The sequence below is a fragment of the Pseudonocardia sulfidoxydans NBRC 16205 genome, from assembly GCF_007989085.1.
Taxonomy (GTDB): domain Bacteria; phylum Actinomycetota; class Actinomycetes; order Mycobacteriales; family Pseudonocardiaceae; genus Pseudonocardia; species Pseudonocardia sulfidoxydans.
Genome location: NZ_BJVJ01000026.1, coordinates 36640 through 52806 on the forward strand (window position 1 = coordinate 36640; position 16167 = coordinate 52806).

The 16167-nt window shown below is 74.0% G+C and carries 12 protein-coding genes; 4 read left to right on the forward strand and 8 right to left on the reverse strand.

What is annotated here, in order from left to right; genetic code table 11:
* The first annotated feature begins 55 nt into the window (after positions 1-55).
* Both PSU4_RS14505 and PSU4_RS14510 read left to right on the forward strand, forming a co-directional pair.
* Positions 56-994, forward strand: a complete 939-nt coding sequence (locus PSU4_RS14505) for a DMT family transporter (RefSeq protein WP_147108010.1) — start codon at positions 56-58, stop codon at positions 992-994.
* A complete protein-coding gene (locus PSU4_RS14510) occupies positions 945-5750 on the forward strand; it encodes an ATP-dependent helicase (protein WP_147108013.1) in 4806 nt (1601 codons plus the stop codon). The genes PSU4_RS14505 and PSU4_RS14510 overlap by 50 nt, the downstream gene beginning before the upstream one ends.
* Before the next feature lie 218 nt (positions 5751-5968).
* Here PSU4_RS14510 and PSU4_RS14515 read toward each other — a convergent pair whose 3' ends face one another.
* Positions 5969-6811, reverse strand: a complete 843-nt coding sequence (locus PSU4_RS14515; RefSeq protein WP_307724788.1) for a PRC and DUF2382 domain-containing protein — start codon at positions 6809-6811, stop codon at positions 5969-5971.
* A 396-nt stretch (positions 6812-7207) separates the two neighbouring features.
* Between PSU4_RS14515 and PSU4_RS31280 the strand changes: the two genes are divergently transcribed.
* Together PSU4_RS31280 and PSU4_RS14530 are read left to right on the forward strand one after the other, a co-directional pair.
* The gene (locus tag PSU4_RS31280; protein WP_186816946.1) at positions 7208-8170 is read left to right on the forward strand and encodes a YncE family protein; all 963 of its coding nucleotides are present in this window, start codon (positions 7208-7210) and stop codon (positions 8168-8170) included.
* Positions 8171-8201: 31 nt separating this feature from the next.
* Positions 8202-10172: an acetoacetate--CoA ligase gene (locus PSU4_RS14530; RefSeq protein WP_147108022.1), complete on the forward strand. Its 1971-nt coding sequence runs from the start codon at positions 8202-8204 to the stop codon at positions 10170-10172.
* 37 nt (positions 10173-10209) lie between these two features.
* Here PSU4_RS14530 and PSU4_RS14535 read toward each other — a convergent pair whose 3' ends face one another.
* The 7 genes from PSU4_RS14535 to PSU4_RS14565 form a co-directional block, all read right to left on the reverse strand.
* Positions 10210-10695: a hypothetical protein gene (locus tag PSU4_RS14535; RefSeq protein WP_147108025.1), complete on the reverse strand. Its 486-nt coding sequence runs from the start codon at positions 10693-10695 to the stop codon at positions 10210-10212.
* 141 nt (positions 10696-10836) lie between these two features.
* The gene (gene yidC, locus PSU4_RS14540; protein WP_147108028.1) at positions 10837-11904 is read right to left on the reverse strand and encodes a membrane protein insertase YidC; all 1068 of its coding nucleotides are present in this window, start codon (positions 11902-11904) and stop codon (positions 10837-10839) included.
* 109 nt (positions 11905-12013) lie between these two features.
* Complete coding sequence (locus PSU4_RS14545) at positions 12014-12304, reverse strand: DUF6412 domain-containing protein (protein ID WP_147108031.1); 291 nt, start codon at positions 12302-12304, stop codon at positions 12014-12016.
* 44 nt (positions 12305-12348) lie between these two features.
* A complete protein-coding gene (locus tag PSU4_RS14550) occupies positions 12349-12984 on the reverse strand; it encodes a response regulator (protein WP_147108114.1) in 636 nt (211 codons plus the stop codon).
* Positions 12985-13066: 82 nt separating this feature from the next.
* Positions 13067-14332 (reverse strand): sensor histidine kinase, encoded by a 1266-nt coding sequence (locus tag PSU4_RS14555; RefSeq protein WP_147108034.1) that lies wholly within the window; start codon positions 14330-14332, stop codon positions 13067-13069.
* A gap of 8 nt (positions 14333-14340) precedes the next feature.
* Positions 14341-15129: an ABC transporter permease gene (locus PSU4_RS14560; protein WP_147108039.1), complete on the reverse strand. Its 789-nt coding sequence runs from the start codon at positions 15127-15129 to the stop codon at positions 14341-14343.
* Positions 15126-16034 (reverse strand): ABC transporter ATP-binding protein, encoded by a 909-nt coding sequence (locus tag PSU4_RS14565; RefSeq protein WP_147108041.1) that lies wholly within the window; start codon positions 16032-16034, stop codon positions 15126-15128. Before PSU4_RS14565 ends, PSU4_RS14560 begins: the two co-directional genes overlap by 4 nt.
* Positions 16035-16167 lie beyond the last annotated feature (133 nt).

Consider the following 16167-nt stretch of genomic DNA (forward strand, 5'->3'; position numbering starts at 1 on the left):
GTCCTCCTCACAACTCCACTGCGAGTATACCGACCGGTATGGTTACGTCGTCGACGTGATCCGATCCCGTACCGACGCCCTCGCCGCCGCAACACTCGTCGTCCTGTGGAGCTCGGGGTTCGTCGGAGCCGTCCTCGGGACGTCCCACGCCGCACCCGACACGTTGCTGGCCTGGCGGTTCCTGGTCGCGGCCGTGGTCCTGGGGCCGGTCGCGCTGGCCCGGGGCGCCCGATTCCGACCTGCCGCGCTGCGCCGGCACGTCCCACTCGGGGTGCTCAGCCTGTTCCTCTGCCTCGGTGGGACGGTCACCGGCATCGCGCTCGGCGTCCCCGCGGGCACGACCGCGCTGATCGCCGCCGCGCAGCCGCTGGTCGTCGCGACGCTCGCGGGCCCGCTGCTCGGCGAGCACCTGCGGCGGCGTCAGCGGGTGGGACTGCTGGTGGGGCTGGCCGGTGTGGCGCTCGTCGTCGGCGGGGACGTCCATTCCGACGGGGCGCCGTGGTGGGCGTTCCTGCTGCCCGTCGCGAGCATGTTCGTGCTCTCGGCGGGGACGTTGCTCACCCGGCGGGCGGGGACGACCGAGTCGCCGCTGGAGTCGCTGACGATCCAGGCCGTCACCGCCGCCGTCCTGTTCACGATCGTCGCCGCGGTGGGCGGGCGGCTGGCCCCGCCGGCCGATCCCGGGTTCTGGTGGTCGGTCGCGTGGGTCGTCGGGCTGTCGACGTTCGGCGGGTACGGCGCCTACCTGTTCGTGGTGCGCCGCAGCGGTCCGACGCGCGCGAGCACGCTGCTCTACCTGACCCCGCCGACCACGATGATCTGGGCGTACCTGATGTTCGGCCAGGTTCCCGGCCTGCTGGCGCTGCCCGGCGTCGCGCTGACGGCCGTCGGCGTCACGCTGGTGCTGTTCCGCTCCGACAGGCGAATTGTCGGTGCCGAGTCGCATGATGGTCGGCGTGAGCGCGCTCGACGGTTTCTCGCCCGCCACCCGTGACTGGTTCACGGGTGCCTTCGCCGCGCCCACACCCGCGCAGGAGGGCGCGTGGGCGGCGGCGCAGGCGGGCCGCAACGCGCTGGTCGTCGCGCCGACCGGGTCCGGCAAGACGCTCGCGGCGTTCCTCTGGGCGCTCGACAGGCTGGCCACCGAACCGGTCCCCGAGGACCCACGACGCCGCTGCCGCATCCTCTACGTCTCCCCGCTCAAGGCCCTCGCGGTCGACGTGCAGCGCAACCTCCGCTCACCGCTCACCGGAATCCGGCAGGCCGCTCAGCGGATGGGCCTGCCGGTCCCCGACGTCACGGTCGGCATGCGCACCGGCGACACCCCGGCCGAGGAGCGCCGCCGCTTCGGCCGCACCCCGCCCGACGTGCTGGTCACCACGCCGGAGTCGCTGTTCCTGATCCTCACCTCGGCCGCCCGCGAGTCGTTGCTGGGTGTGGAGACCGTCGTGATCGACGAGGTGCACGCCGTCGCCGGCACGAAACGCGGCGCGCACATGGCACTGTCGCTGGAACGGCTCGACGAGCTGCTCACCCGCCAGGGCAACGGTCCCGCGCAGCGGATCGGCCTGTCGGCCACGGTCCGCCCGCTCGACGAGGTGTCCACGTTCCTGGCCGGGGCGCGGCCCGTCGAGATCGTGCAGCCGAGGACGCCGAAGACCATCGAGGTCGACGTCCAGGTCCCGGTGCCCGACCTCGCAGCGCTCGACGAGCAGCCCGCCCCCGGCAGCGCCGACGAGGAGGTCATCGGCTCGGCCGCGGGCACCGCGCGCAAGCCGTCGATCTGGCCTGCGGTGGAGCGGCGGCTGCTAGAGCTGGTCCGGGAGCACCGGTCGACGATCGTGTTCTCCAACTCGCGACGTCTCGCCGAGCGCCTCACGTCCCGGCTCAACGAGCTGGCCGCCGAGGAGGCAGAGGCGGAGGCGATCGATCTCGACGAGGTCGCCGACGGCGCGGCGTTCCCCGCCGAGGCCATCGGGCAGTCCGGGATCGGCGGTGGCGCCCCGCCGACGGTCGCGCGCGCCCACCACGGCTCCATGTCCCGCGAGCAGCGCACCCAGGTCGAGGAGGAGCTCAAGAGCGGGCTCCTGCCCTGCGTGGTCGCCACCTCCAGCCTGGAGCTGGGCATCGACATGGGCGCGGTCGACCTGGTCGTCCAGGTCGAGGCGCCGCCCAGTGTCGCGTCGGGCCTGCAGCGGGTCGGCCGGGCCGGGCACCAGGTCGGCGCCGTGTCCCGCGGCGTCGTGTTCCCCAAGTACCGGGGCGACCTGGTGTCGTGCGCGGTCGTCGCCGAGCGGATGGCCGGCGGCGCGATCGAGTCGATGCGCTACCCGCGCAACCCGCTCGACGTGCTGGCCCAGCAGATCGTGGCCATGGTCGCGATGGAGACGTGGACGCTGTCCGACCTCGCAGCCGTCGTCCGCCGGGCCGCGCCCTTCGCGGCGCTGCCCGACTCGGCGCTGCACTCGGTCCTCGACATGCTCTCCGGGCGCTACCCGTCGGAGGAGTTCGGCGAGCTGCGCGCCCGCATCACGTGGGACCGCGTGACCGACGAGCTGGCCGGGCGCCCCGGCGCGCAACGCCTCGCGGTCACCTCCGGCGGCACGATCCCCGACCGCGGCCTGTTCACCGTCATGACGCCGGGCGGCGCCGACGGCGCCGGGTCGCGCGTCGGCGAGCTCGACGAGGAGATGGTCTACGAGTCCCGGGTGGGCGACACGTTCCTGCTCGGCACGTCGAGCTGGCGGGTCGAGGACATCACCCACGACCGCGTCATCGTCACGCCCGCGCCCGGGGAACCGGCGCGGATGCCGTTCTGGAAGGGCGAGTCGATCGGGCGGCCGCTGGAGCTGGGCCGGGCGGTCGGGGCATTCGTCCGCGAGATGGCGGGTCTGCCCGACGACCAGGCGCGCGAGCGCGCCGCCGCGGCGGGTCTCGACGAGTGGGCCATCGACAACCTGCTGGCCTACCTGCACGAACAGCGCGACGCCACCCGCCACGTCCCGTCCGACCGCACCATCCTGGTCGAACGCTTCCGCGACGAGCTGGGCGACTGGCGCCTCGTCGTCCACTCCCCCTTCGGCTCCCAGGTCAACGGGCCGTGGGCGCTCGCGATCGCGGCCCGGATGCGGGAGCGGCGCGGTGTCGAGGTCAGCGCCGCCGGCGCCGACGACGGGATCGTCCTGCGCCTGCCCGACGCGGTCGACGACAACGGCGCCGAGGTCGTCCCCACCGCCGAGGACGTGCTGCTCGACCCGGCCGAGGTGGAGCAGATCGTCGTCGGCGAGCTGGGCGGGTCGTCGCTGTACGCGTCGCGGTTCCGCGAGTGCGCGGCCCGCGCGCTGCTGCTGCCGCGCCGCGACCCCCGCCGGCGCAGCCCGCTGTGGCAGCAGCGGCAGAAGTCCGCGCAGCTGCTGTCGGTCGCCGGGAAGTACGAGCAGTTCCCGATCACGCTCGAGGCGATGCGCGAGTGCGTGCAGGACGTCTACGACCTGCCCGGGCTGCGCGAGCTGATGGCCGACGTCGGGTCGCGCAAGGTCAAGGTCGTCGAGGTCGCGACGTCGCAGCCGTCGCCGTTCGCGCGCAGCCTGCTGTTCGGCTACGTCGGGATGTTCCTCTACGAGGCCGACGCCCCGCTGGCCGAACGCCGGGCCGCGGCCCTGTCGCTCGACTCGACACTGCTCGCCGAGCTGCTCGGGTCGGAGGCGATCCGCGAGCTGCTCGACCCGGAGGTGCTCGCCGAGGTCGAGGCCTCGCTGCAGCGCACCGCCGAGGACCGGCACGCCCGCGACGCCGAGGGCGCCGCCGACCTGCTGCGGTTCCTGGGCGACCTCACCGAGGCCGAGGCCGCCGCCCGCGGGGTGCAGCCCCCGTGGCTGGCCGAGCTGGAGGCCGCCCGCCGCGCCATCCGCGTGCGCATCGGCGGGGAGCAGCGCTGGCTCGCGATCGAGGACGCCGGCCGGGTCCGCGACGCGCTGGGTGCCGCCCTGCCCGTCGGGGTGCCCGAGACGTTCACCGAGCCCGTCCCGGACCCGCTGGGCGACCTGGTGATCCGCTACGCCCGCTCGCACGGCCCGTTCCCGGCCGCCGACGTCGCCGCCCGGTTCGGGCTCGGTGTCGCCGTCGTGTCCGGGGTGCTCGACCGGCTCACCGGCACCGGACGGCTCGTCCGTGGCGAGCTGCGCCCGGGCGCCGACGGCATCGAGTACTGCGACGCCGAGGTCCTGCGCCGGCTGCGCCGGGCGTCGCTGGCGCGGCTGCGGTCCGAGGTCGAGCCCGTCGAGCAGCGGGCACTCGGCCGGTTCCTGCCCGCGTGGCAGGGCGTGCGCGCCGCGACCGCGACCCCGGGCCGGCGCGGCCGGTTCCGCGCAGCACCCGGCCCCGAGGACGTCATGGGCGTGGTCGAACAGCTGGCCGGGGCGCCGCTGCCCGCGAGCGCGCTGGAGTCGTTGATCCTGCCCGCCCGGCTGCCCGGCTACTCCCCCGCGCTGCTCGACGAGCTCACCGCCGCCGGTGAGGTCACCTGGACCGGGTGCGGCACCCTCGCCGGCGCCGACGGTTGGCTCGCGGTCGCCCCCGCCGACGTCGCCGACCTGCTGTTGCCCGAGCCCGAACCCGATGTCGCGGCCACGCCGCTGCACCGGGCGATCCTCGGTGCGCTCGGGATGCCGCCCGACGCCACCGAGCTGCCCGCGCACCCCGGCGCCGCGCTGTTCTTCCGCGGCCTCGCCGACGCCGCCGCCCGCACTCTGCTCGACCAGGACGAACAGGCGCCCACCGACGACGCCGTCGGCACCGCGGTCTGGGACCTCGTCTGGGCAGGGCTGCTCACCAACGACACTCTCGGACCGTTGCGCGCCAAGCTCTCCGGTGGCCGGGGCGGCGCGCACAGGCAGCGCCGCCAGGCCCCCCGCGGCCGCTACGCGCAGCTGCGCGCGGGCCGTCCCGCGATGCCGACCCGTGGTGGGCCGCCGTCCGTCGGTGGACGCTGGGCGCTGGCGACCGGTCGCGAGACCGACTCCACGCGCCGTGCCCACGCCCGCGCCGAGGCCTACCTCGAACGACACGGCGTCCTGACCCGCGGGGCGCTGTCCACCGAGCGGGGCAAGGGCGGGTTCGCCGCCGTCTACCGGGTGCTCCGCGCGATGGAGGACTCCGGACGGTGCCGGCGCGGGTACGTCGTCGACGGGCTGGGGGCGGCGCAGTTCGCGGTACCGGGCGCGATCGACCGGCTGCGGGCGCTGTCGCGTCCCGACGGGTCGGCGGCCCCCGCCCCGGACGCCCCTGCCGGTGACGAGTTCGACGGCGAGCTGTCCGCCCCCGACCCGGGCGGACCGGGGACGAGCCGCCGCGGCGTACGTGGGCGGCAGGAACCCTCCGGCCCGTCTGCCGTCGTGCTCGCGGCCGCCGACCCCGCCCAGCCCTACGGCGCCGCACTCGACTGGCCGTCGACGGTCGGCGAGTCGGCGCATCGCCCCGGCCGCAAGGCGGGCGCGCTGGTGGTGCTCGTCGACGGGGCGCCCGCGCTGTACGTGGAGCGCGGTGGCCGGTCCCTGCTGTCGTTCACCGACGACCGCAGCGAGCTCCGCGCCGGGGCCGAGGCCCTGGCCGGCGCGGTGCACGAGGGTTGGCTCGGGTCGCTCGCGGTCGAGAAGGCCGACGGGGTGGGGTCGCTCACCTCCGCCCTCGCGGACGTCCTCACGGAGGCGGGCTTCCGCGTCACCCCGAAAGGCCTGCGCCTGCGCGCCTGACCCCGGCCGTCACGCTGCGCCGACTTCGACGTCGTACTCCTCCGGACCATGATCGAACCAGTCCGGCGTCGAACTCGGCGGTGGTGTTGTGCGGCCGCGACGGCGCCCGCCGCGGAACCCGTGGCGCCGGGTCCCGCGGCGGGCGCGGTCGGTCTGTCGTCGGGTGCTCGCCGGCCGTCGCTGCGGTCGGCTGTCGCTACCGTCGGCTGTCGCTGCCGTCAGCTGTCGCGGCGGCGGTCGCCGGACGGCAGGTGGTGCTGCGGGTCGTCGACGTCGATCTGCTCCTTGCGGACCGTCCCCGACACCGTCTCGTCCTCGGTGACCGTGCGGGTGCCGAGCCGGACGCGTTCGACCTCCTCGGTCGTCGTGCTCACGACGGGCTTCTCGGCGTGCACGGTGACCTCCTCGGTCTCCTCGCCCAGTGTGGACCGCCCGGTGCCGCGTCCGCCGTCGGTGACCGGCTCGCGCTCGATCCGCACCTCCTCGTGGCTGACCGGCACCGTCACCTGCTGCTCCTCGGTGACGACGTACTTGCGGAGCCGGACCGTGCCGACCTCCTCGGCCTCCGTGCCGACGCGCATCCGCTCCTCGGAGCGGGTCATCGCGTCGCCGCGCCCGGCAGCACCGCCGCGCCCGGCAGCACCACCGCGCCCGGCAGCACCACCGCGCCCGGCAGCATCACTGCGCCCGGCAGCATCGCGGTGTCCGCCGTCGCCCCGACCGCCGTCGTGCGACGTCGTCGACGGGTCCCAGTGGCCGTAGTGGCGGCGCAGCGCCTCCTCCTCGCGGGCGTCGAGGCGGTCCGCGGTCTCACCGACGTGCGGGGCGTCCTTGACCTGCGCCTTCTCCACGCCCAGGGCCACGTCGCCGCCCTTGACGTCGGCGTCGTCGAGCGGGACGAAGCTCTCCTGCAGACCGAAGAGACCGGTGTTGACCGTCGCCCAGCTCGGGGTGCCGTCGCGGTCGTCGACGTAGACCTGACCGATCTTGCCGATCTTCTCACCGTGCTGGTCGTAGGCGTGACGGCCGATCAGGTCGCGGGTCATCTCCTGCGTGATCACGGTCGCGTTCTCCTTTCGTCGTACGGCTCGTCGTCGTTCGGACCGGACGTCCACGGGGTGCTCGATCACGGCGACGGGGACACCTGTGACCGGCCTCGTCCCGTCGATCGTGGGGGACGTGGCGGCCGTTCGGGGGGTCTGGGCCGCGGGAGGGCATCACCCGCGGTGAGCATGATCATTCGGGTAGGGGAGCGCCGGTCGGGAGCCGGAACCGTCGCGCTGCCGTCGGCACGACCCGCCGAGCTCGACATCGGACTGCGCCCGGCCCCGACCGGACGAGGCCGGCGGGAGCCACGTCTTGCCGGATCGTCCGTGGCCGCAGCATCCTGGGTGCCCCGCGCAGCGTTGCGCCGACCCTGCGTTCCGGGAGCGTCGGGATCACGGGAGCGTCTGTCGATGACACGCCGGCCGTCGAGCACCGCCGTGCGGTGGCTCGCGGTCGCCGTCGTCCTGGTGGCCGCGGCGTGCACCGGGTCACCGGCAGGCGACCGGACCTTCGACGTCCACTCCCCCGGCGACCTGGCGCTGTCCCCCGACGGCGGCGTCGCCTACGTGATCGACCAGGCCGACGGAGTCGTGCGCGCCGTCGACACGTCGAGCGGCCGGGAACGCGTTCCCGTCGACGCGCCCTTCACCGACTCCCTCACCGCCGACCACCGGGGCGCCCGGCTGTACGCGTTCTCTCGCTCGGCGGGGGCGGTCACGGTGATCGATCCGCGGTCGATGGCGGTCGTGGCGCGCATCTCCGCCGACGACACGGTGGCGGTCGCGGTCGCGCCGGACGACTCCCGGGCCTACGTGGCGAGCGGCCGGGGCGGCTCGGTGACGGTGGTCGACCTGGCGTCGGGGGCGGCGGTGGTCCGTCCGGTCGGGGTGTCACCGAGCGACGTCGTCGCCGCGGGCGCCCACGTGTACGTCGCTCTGACGGCGGACCGCGCGATCGCGGTGCTCACCCGGGACGGGGTGGTGGCGGGCGAGGTCCGGCTGCCGGCGAGCGCTGTGACCATCGGGAACCCGATCAAGCTCGGTGTGTCCCCGGACGAGTCGACGCTGCTGGCGCTCGACCCGGTGCGCAGCGAGCTGTACGTGATCGATCCGCGGTCCTCGGAGCTGCTCGCGACGCTCGGCGCGGCGGAGGGGGCGTCGGAGCTGCGGATGTCGGCGGACGGGTCGCGCGCCTACGTCGTCGGGACGACGGCCACCGAGATCGCGGAGATCGACGTCCGGCGCCGCGTGCAGGTGACGACGGTGGCGCTGGACTGCGGGCCCGGCGGCATCGCCGAGATGCCGGACGGCCACGCGCTGGTCGCGACGTGCCCGGAGCAGGACACGGTTGCGATCATGAACCGGCGAAGGTGACACGGCGGCGCCGGCGTCGGATGATCGGTCCATGAGCGACGACGCCCTCGGTCCTGTCATGCGCCGTCCCGCCGCGGATGTTCTCGACACGACCGCGATCGGTCGCTACGTCGGGTGGCTCGCCGCGGAGCGGGACCTGCGGTTCGACGACTACGCTGCCCTGTGGGAATGGTCGGTCGCGGAACCGGAGGACTTCTGGGAGTCGATCTGGGACCACTTCGCCGTCGACGGCGACCACGAGCGGGTGCTGGGGTCGACGGAGATGCCGGGGGCGCAGTGGTTCCCGGGCTCGACGGTCAACTACGCGGGCCACATGCTGCGCCACGCCCTGTCCGGCGACGCGGGCGACGACGTCGCGATCATCGCCCGGTCCCAGACGCGGGAGCCGGTGGAGCTGACGTTCGCGGAGCTGGCCGACCAGGTCGGGCGGGCACGCGCCGGGCTGGCGCGGCTCGGGGTGCAGGCCGGCGACCGCGTCGTCGCCTACCTGCCCAACATCCCCGAGGCGCTGGTCGCGTTCCTGGCGGCGGCGAGCCTGGGGGCGACGTGGGCGTCGTGCGCGCCGGAGTTCGGGTCGCGGTCGGTGGTCGACCGGTTCGCGCAGGTCGAGCCGACGGTGCTGCTGACCGTCGGTGGCTACACCCACGGCGCCAAGGCGATCGACAAGACCAAGGAGGTCGCCGCGATCCGGGCGGGCCTGCCGACTGTGCGCAACGTCGTCGCGGTGCCGTTCGGGCCGGTCGAGGTGCCGGACGCGACGTCGTGGGACGAGCTGCTCGCCGAGCCCGGCCCGCCCGAGTTCGATCCGGTGCCGTTCGACCACCCGCTCTACGTGCTGTTCTCGTCGGGGACGACCGGGCTGCCCAAGGTCATCGTCCACTCCCACGGCGGCATCCTGCTCGAACACCTCAAGCTGCACGCCCTGCACCTCGACACCCGCCCCGGCGACCGCGCGCTCTGGTTCACGACGACGGCCTGGGCGATGTGGAACATCACGATCTCGGCGATGCTCGTCGGCGGCTCGTTGGTGCTGCTCGACGGCAACCCGCTCTACCCGGACCTGCAGGAGCAGTGGCGGATCGTCGCCGAGACGGGGGCGTCGCTGCTCGGGACGAGCCCCGGCTACCTGATGGCGTGCCGCGCGAAGGGCATCCGGCCGACCGAGCTGCTCGGCGGCAGCGCCGCCGGCCTGCGCCAGATCGGGGTGACGGGCGCGCCGCTGCCGGCGGAGGCGTTCGACTGGATCGCCGAGCAGTTCGGCGACGACGTCCTCGTCAACTCGATCAGCGGCGGCACGGACGTGTGCAGCGCGTTCGTCGGCGGCGGGCCGTGGCAGCCGGTGTACCGGGGCGAGATCGCCGGGCCGTGCCTGGGCGTGGACGTCACCGCGTTCGACCCCGACGGGAAGGAGGTCGTCGACGAGCTGGGCGAGCTCGTGGTGCGGGCGCCGATGCCGTCGATGCCGGTTCGGTTCTGGGGCGACCCCGGCGACGAGCGCTACCGCGAGGCCTACTTCGACACCTACCCGGGCGTGTGGCGCCACGGCGACTGGGTGATCCGCACCCGCTACCGCAGCTTCGTGGTGACGGGCCGCTCCGACGCGACGCTCAACCGCGGCGGGGTGCGGCTGGGCACCGCCGAGTTCTACTCCGTCGTCGAGGACCTGCCGGAGATCGACGACAGCCTCGTCGTGCACCTGGAGGACGCGACGGGGGCGACGTCGGGGAACCTGATGCTGTTCGTGGTGCTGCGCGACGGCGCCGAGCTCGACGACACGCTTCGCGGCAGGATCCGCGACACCCTGCGCGCGGAGCTGTCGCCGCGGCACGCGCCCGACGTGATCGCGGCCGTCCCCGCGGTGCCGCGGACGTTGACGGGCAAGAAGCTGGAGAAGCCGATCAAGCAGGTGCTGCTCGGGAAGGAACCCGCCGATGTCATCAGCGCGGACGCGGTGAGCGACTTCGACGCGGTCGCGGCCTACCGGGACGCCGCCCGCACCTGACCCGCCTCCCGCGCCGAGCTCGGCGGGAGTTGGGGGGTCAGGCGCCGAACGCCGTGCGCAGCGCGCGCAGGGAGTCCTGCAGCGACGCGAGCGCGGGCCCGCACACCGCCGGGTCGGAGGCCGGGCCCTGGCCGGGCGGCAGGAGGCACCCGCCCTGGGTGAGCCGGTCGACCGACCCGTCGACGGAGTTCGCCGCCGCGGTGACTGCTGCCTCCTCGGCGGGGCCGTGGGCGGCGGCGCGGGCGGCGACGGTCGCGTTGGCGACCTCCCGGGCGAACCGTGCGCACTGCGGGTAGACCTGCGTCGCGTCCTGGGTGGCGCACTCGTCCTTGGCGAAGACGGTGAGCTTGTCGACGACGTCCTCGCGCTGGGCCGTGGGCGAGGAGTCGCGGGAGGCCTGCGCGGAGGTCGTCGAGTTCTGCGGGGTCTGCGCGCACCCGGCGGTGAGCGCGGCGACGGCGGCGAGCACCCCGAGGAGCAGACGCAACCGGGGACCGACGGGACCTCGCACAGACACCGGCACGTCGCCGACCCTATGCCCGCCACCGAATCCGCCGGCGCCCACCCGCCTGCTCCCGAGCGAACGAACGAACGGCACAGTCACGCCGTTGAGTTGCGCGACTGTGCCGTTCGTTCGGAGAGGGCGACGACGGGGACCGGCAGCTCAGTGCCGTCCGCCCTTGCGGGCGCCCGGTTTGCGACGGCCCGCGGCCGCCTTCCCCGACGTCCCCGCCGGGCGGCGGGCGGCCGGGGACACCTGCGCCGGCCCTGCGCGGCGGGCACCTGCCGCCACGGGCTTGGCCCCCGGCTTGCGCGCCGGCGTTGCAGGCCTGGCCCCGGGCCGCGGCGCGGTGTCCCCGGCGACCACCGCGGCGGCGGCGCGTTGCTCGGCGAGGCGCTCGTCCTCCCGGTCCATCGCCTTGTGGACGAGGTGCTGCTGCACCATCGTCCAGCAGTTGTTCGTCAGCCAGTACAGCAGGATCGCGATCGGGAACGTGAAGAACAGTCCGCCGACGATCACGCCGAGCGGGAAGATCCACGGTGTCAGCTTCATGAACCCGGCCATCTGCGCGGCCTGGGTGCCGGGCTCGGGCACCACGGTCTGCGTGGCCAGCTGCTGGCGCTGGGAGTTGCGGGCGGTGACGTGGGTGGCGACGGCCGCGAGCAGCATCAGCGGCACCGCGACGACGACCACCTCCCAGCGGTCGACGTGGGCGCCGAACGAGTCGAGCAGCGACTGCGGCATCCGCACCCACGACGACAGCGGCGCCCCGAACAGCCGGGCCTCCAGGAAGGACCGCACCTCGTCGGGACCGAAGACGTAGTTGCCGATGGCCGAGTTCTGCTCGAACGTGAGGCCGGGCCGGTTGAAGTAGCGCAGCACGTGCAGCAGCGCGAGGAACACCGGCATCTGGATGAGCAGCGGCAGGCAGCCACCCATCATGGAGACGCCGTGCTCGCGCTGGAGCTTCTGGGTCTCCTCGGCCATCTTCTGCTTGTCGCCGGCGTGGCGTCGACGGATCTCGGCGAGCTGCGGGGCGATGACGCGCATCCGCCGCCCGGACCGCACCTGCGACAGGAACGGTTTGATCATGATCGCGCGCAGCGTCAGCACCAGGAAGACGACCGACAGCGCCCAGGCGAACCCGCTCGACGGGCCCAGGACCAGCGCGAACGCCTGGTGCCAGAACCACATGACGGCGGAGACGGGGTAGTAGAGGAAGTTCAGCACGGCGCCGCCCCGTTCGGGACGCGCGCGTGACCGGATGAGGACACGGTGGGGCTCCAGGAGGACCGTCGGAATGGGACAGGGGTGTCCCGGCGGTCGGTCCGGACAGGCGTCAGACCGCCGGGAGCGGACCCGACGGGGCTCGCGCCCGGGTGTGCCCGGCGGCGTCCGGGTCGTCCTGACGCGGTGGCGCGCTGCGTGAGCGGGCCTGGCGCAGGGCGCGGGCGGTGACGGCGTGCAGCGGTGCGGCGGCCACGCGCAGGACGGCGGACGCGTGCCGCGCCATCCCCCACGCCCACAGCGCGGCACCGAGGACGCCGATGACGACGCCGGGCTCGCCGGCGAGCAACGCGTAGCCCAGGACGAGCAGGACCAAGGCCTGCACCATCGGCTCGCCGCGCATCGTCACCCCCTCGCCGCAGACGACGGTACCGGACGTCGCGGCACTCAGGCCGTCAACAGCCCGCGCCGGTAGGCGGCGGACACGGCGCTGGCGCGGTCGCGGACGTCGAGCTTGGCGTAGATGTGGAGCAGGTGGGTCTTGATCGTGGCCTCGCTGATGAACAGCCTGCGGGCGGCCTCGCGGTTGGTGGCCCCGCCCGCGACGAGCTGCAGCACCTCCAGCTCGCGGGCCGAGAGGGACTCCTCGGCGGGGCTGCGGACCTGCCCCATCAGCCGGCCGGCGACCGCGGGCGAGAGCACGGCCTCGCCGCGGTGCGCGGCGCGGACGGCGCGCAGCAGCTCCTCGCGCGGGGTGTCCTTGAGCAGGTAACCGGTGGCGCCGGCCTCGATGGCGGGCAGGACGTCGCGGTCGGTGTCGAACGTCGTCAACACGAGGACGCGCGGTCCGGACCCGTTGCGCCGCAGCTCCTTGATCGCCTCGACACCACCCATGACCGGCATCCGCAGGTCCATGAGGACGACGTCGACCGGTTCTGCCGCCGAGGCGTCGGCGATCCGGGCGAGCGCCTCGGCGCCGTCACCCGCCTCGCCCACGACGGCCAGATCGGGCTCGGCCGTCAGCACCCCCCGCAGCCCGTCGCGGACGACGGGGTGGTCGTCGACGATCAGGACCCGGATCAGCGGCTTCACGGGCACACCTCTCTCATGACGGCATCGCGGCTCTCATGACGGCATCGCGGCTCTCATGACGGCATCGCGGCTCTCATGACGGCATCTCGGCCGGGATCGCCGGCACGCTCGCACTCAGCGCGGTCCCCTCACCGGGCGCACTCTCCACCGTCAGCCTGCCCGAGACCCGGTGCACGCGCTGCTCCATCGCGGTCAGCCCGAACCCGCCACCGGCGCGGTCGGGCAGGTCGAAACCGCGGCCGTCGTCGCGGACGTCGAGGACCACCACGTCGTCCATGTAGGACAGTGTGATGCCGACGGTCGTCGCGTCGGAATGCTTGGCGACGTTGGCGAGCGCCTCCTGCGCGACCCGGAACAGGGCGACCTCCACGTCGGGCAGCAACGGCCGCGTCGCCCCCGTGGTCTCGCGGCGGACCTGGATGCCGGTGGTCTCCGACCAGCGGTCGACGAGGTCGCCGAGTGCCTCGGGCAGCTGCGCGTCCTCCAGCGGCTCGGGGCGCAACGCGTCGACCGATCGGCGGGCCTCGGTGAGGCTCTCCCGGGCCAGGCCGCGGGCGATCCGCATGCGATCGCGCACGTCGGCGTCGTCGGCGGCGGCGTCGGCGGCCTCCAGCTGGGTCACGATCCCCGTGAGGCCCTGGGCGATCGTGTCGTGGATCTCGCGCGCCATCCGGGTGCGCTCGTCCTGCACACCCGCCTCCCGGGCGCGGACGACGAGCTGCGCGTGCAGCTGGACGTTCTCCGCGAGCGCGGCCTCCAGCTCGGCGTTGGCCCGCTCCAGGTCGGCGATCATCTTCTTGCGACGTACGGTCTGCTGCGCGCTCATCGTCGAGAACCAGACGAACCCACCCGCGATCAGGGAGTTGCCGATGAGCAGGGCGATCATGCCGCCCAGCCAGCCCGCGCTCCACGGGAGGGCGAGCCGCCCACCCATCTGGGAGAACGCGGCGCAGGCCGCCGCCGCGGCAATGGCCGGGAAGCGCCAGTTCCCATGGAGGTAGCAGGCGGCGTGACCGTAGGCGCCGATCGTCATGAACGCGAAGAACGGCGAGAACCACGTCAGCGCCGCCATCAGGACGATCAGCCCGACGACGTAGACCGCGCCGAGCCACGGGATGCGGGCCGGGACCGGTTGCCGGACCGAGAACAGCCAGATCCAGACCAGGGCGACCGCGCTCAGCGAGCCCATCCAGGCCCAGGTCCCGGCCGTCTCGTCGCTGAGGGCGACCGCCGTGAGGACGAGGCCGATGACGAGGCCGACCACCGCCGCGAAGCGGTCGATGAGGTTGTCCACCCGCTCCTCGACGGCGTCGAGACGGTCCTGCTCCCGCGTCGTCATCGCGCCCCCTACTCCCAGCGGAAGAACCTAGTCGCGAGCGCGGCCGTGAGCACGGCCCAGCCCGCGAGGACCGCCAGGTGCAGCAGCTGCGGCCACTCCCCCCAGGCGGCGGCCTGCAGTGCGCCCGCCCCCGCGCCGAGCGGGGTGAAGTCGCTGATCCCGCGCAGCAGCTCCGGCATCACGTCACGCGGCAGCCACAGCCCACCGAAGAACATCAGCGGGAAGAACAGGACCGTGCCGATGGCGTTGCCGGCGCGACCGCTCGGCGCGACGGCGGCGACGAGCAGCCCCAGCCCGTACACGGCGACACCGGTGAACAGCAGCGCCACCAGGTAGGCGAGCGGCGACTGCGGCAGCGGCACCCCGAACGCCAGCCGGGCCACGACGAGCACGAGGACCGTCGACACCAGCGTGACACCCATCATCGTGGCCATGATCGCGAGCAGCAGGGTCTGCGGACGGACCGGAGTGGTCCGCATGCGGCGCAACACCCCCTGCTCGCGGTACGTCGCAACCACGGCGGGCAGGCCCTGCACGGCCGACGTCGACAGCACCATCGCGACGATGATCGGCGTGTACACGTCGATCAGCCGTGGGCCGCCCGGGGCGAGCGGCTCCTTGAACGACGGGATCAGCCCCAGCACCAGGAGCAGCACCGTCGGGAAAGCGAGCGTGAAGAAGGCCCCGACCCGGTCACGGGCGAACAGCCGCGACTCCGACAGCGTCAGCGCCCGCAGCCCGGCGAACGGGCCGCGGCTGCGCCGGTGCGCGGTCGTCGGCAAGGTCGTGGTGGTCATCGAGTCCCCTCCCCCGTGAGGGCGACGAACGCGTCGTCGAGTCGTGGCTGGGTGACGCGCAGCTCCGCGGCGATGATCCGCTCGTGCGCGAGTGCGGTGGTGACGGTCGCGAGGACGTCGCCGGTGCCGGTGACCTCCACGCGCCCGTCGCGGTGGGTGACGACGGACCCCACCTCGGGCAGTGCCCGCAGCATGTCCTCGTCCACCGGCCCCGACGGGCGGAAACGGATCACCTGCGGCGCCCGGGTGCGCTCCACCAGCCCGGACGGGGTGTCGACGGCGACGACCCGCCCCGCGTCGATCAGCGCGATCCGGTCGCAGAGGCGCTCGGCCTCCTCCATGAAATGCGTGACCAGCACGACCGTGACGCCGTCGTCGCGAATCTGCTCGACCAGCTCCCAGGTGTGCCTGCGCGACTGCGGGTCCAGGCCCGTCGTCAGCTCGTCGAGCACCGCGACCCGCGGCCTGCCCAGCAGCGCGAGCACGATCGCGAGCCGCTGCTGCTGCCCGCCCGACAGGTTCCCGAACCGGGTGTCGCGCTGGCGTGCCAGGTTCAGCCTGTCGACGAGCGCGTCGCCGTCGGCAGGGTCGTCGTAGAACGTGGAGTACAGCGAGACGGCCTCGGCCACCGTCATCCGCTCGGGCAGCTTGCTGTCCTGCAGCTGCACGCCGAGCACCTGGCGCAGCGCGACGACGTCACGCTGCGGGTCGAGCCCGAGCACGCGGATCGTGCCGCCGTCGGGGACCCGCAGGCCCTCGACGCACTCGACCGTCGTCGTCTTGCCGGCCCCGTTCGGGCCCAGCACGCCGAAGATCTCCCCCTCCTGCACCTCGAACGACACGTCGGCCACGGCGACATGCTCGCCGTAGCGCTTCTGCAGGCCGTTGACCTCGATGACCGTCATGCATCAAGGGTGTCGTCGTGGGCGTCGCGGCGGATCGGACGCGCGGCTGCAGTGCCCGCAGCCCGTGGTGGATGAGCCCATCAACCGATCGGCTGACCCAACCATGTGAGCGGCGTTCGACCTGCGGAAATCC

What these genes read in the sequence shown, in the direction of transcription:
- PSU4_RS14545 (WP_147108031.1), bottom strand. Translation starts at nt 12,304, where the DNA reads ATGCGCGGCGAGCCGATGGTGCAGGCCTTGGTCCTGCTCGTCCTGGGC.
- PSU4_RS14560 (WP_147108039.1), bottom strand. Translation starts at nt 15,129, where the DNA reads ATGACCACCACGACCTTGCCGACGACCGCGCACCGGCGCAGCCGCGGC.
- PSU4_RS14565 (WP_147108041.1), bottom strand. Translation starts at nt 16,034, where the DNA reads ATGACGGTCATCGAGGTCAACGGCCTGCAGAAGCGCTACGGCGAGCAT.
- PSU4_RS14555 (WP_147108034.1), bottom strand. Translation starts at nt 14,332, where the DNA reads ATGACGACGCGGGAGCAGGACCGTCTCGACGCCGTCGAGGAGCGGGTG.
- PSU4_RS14530 (WP_147108022.1), top strand. Translation starts at nt 8,202, where the DNA reads ATGAGCGACGACGCCCTCGGTCCTGTCATGCGCCGTCCCGCCGCGGAT.
- PSU4_RS14510 (WP_147108013.1), top strand. Translation starts at nt 945, where the DNA reads ATGATGGTCGGCGTGAGCGCGCTCGACGGTTTCTCGCCCGCCACCCGT.
- PSU4_RS31280 (WP_186816946.1), top strand. Translation starts at nt 7,208, where the DNA reads ATGACACGCCGGCCGTCGAGCACCGCCGTGCGGTGGCTCGCGGTCGCC.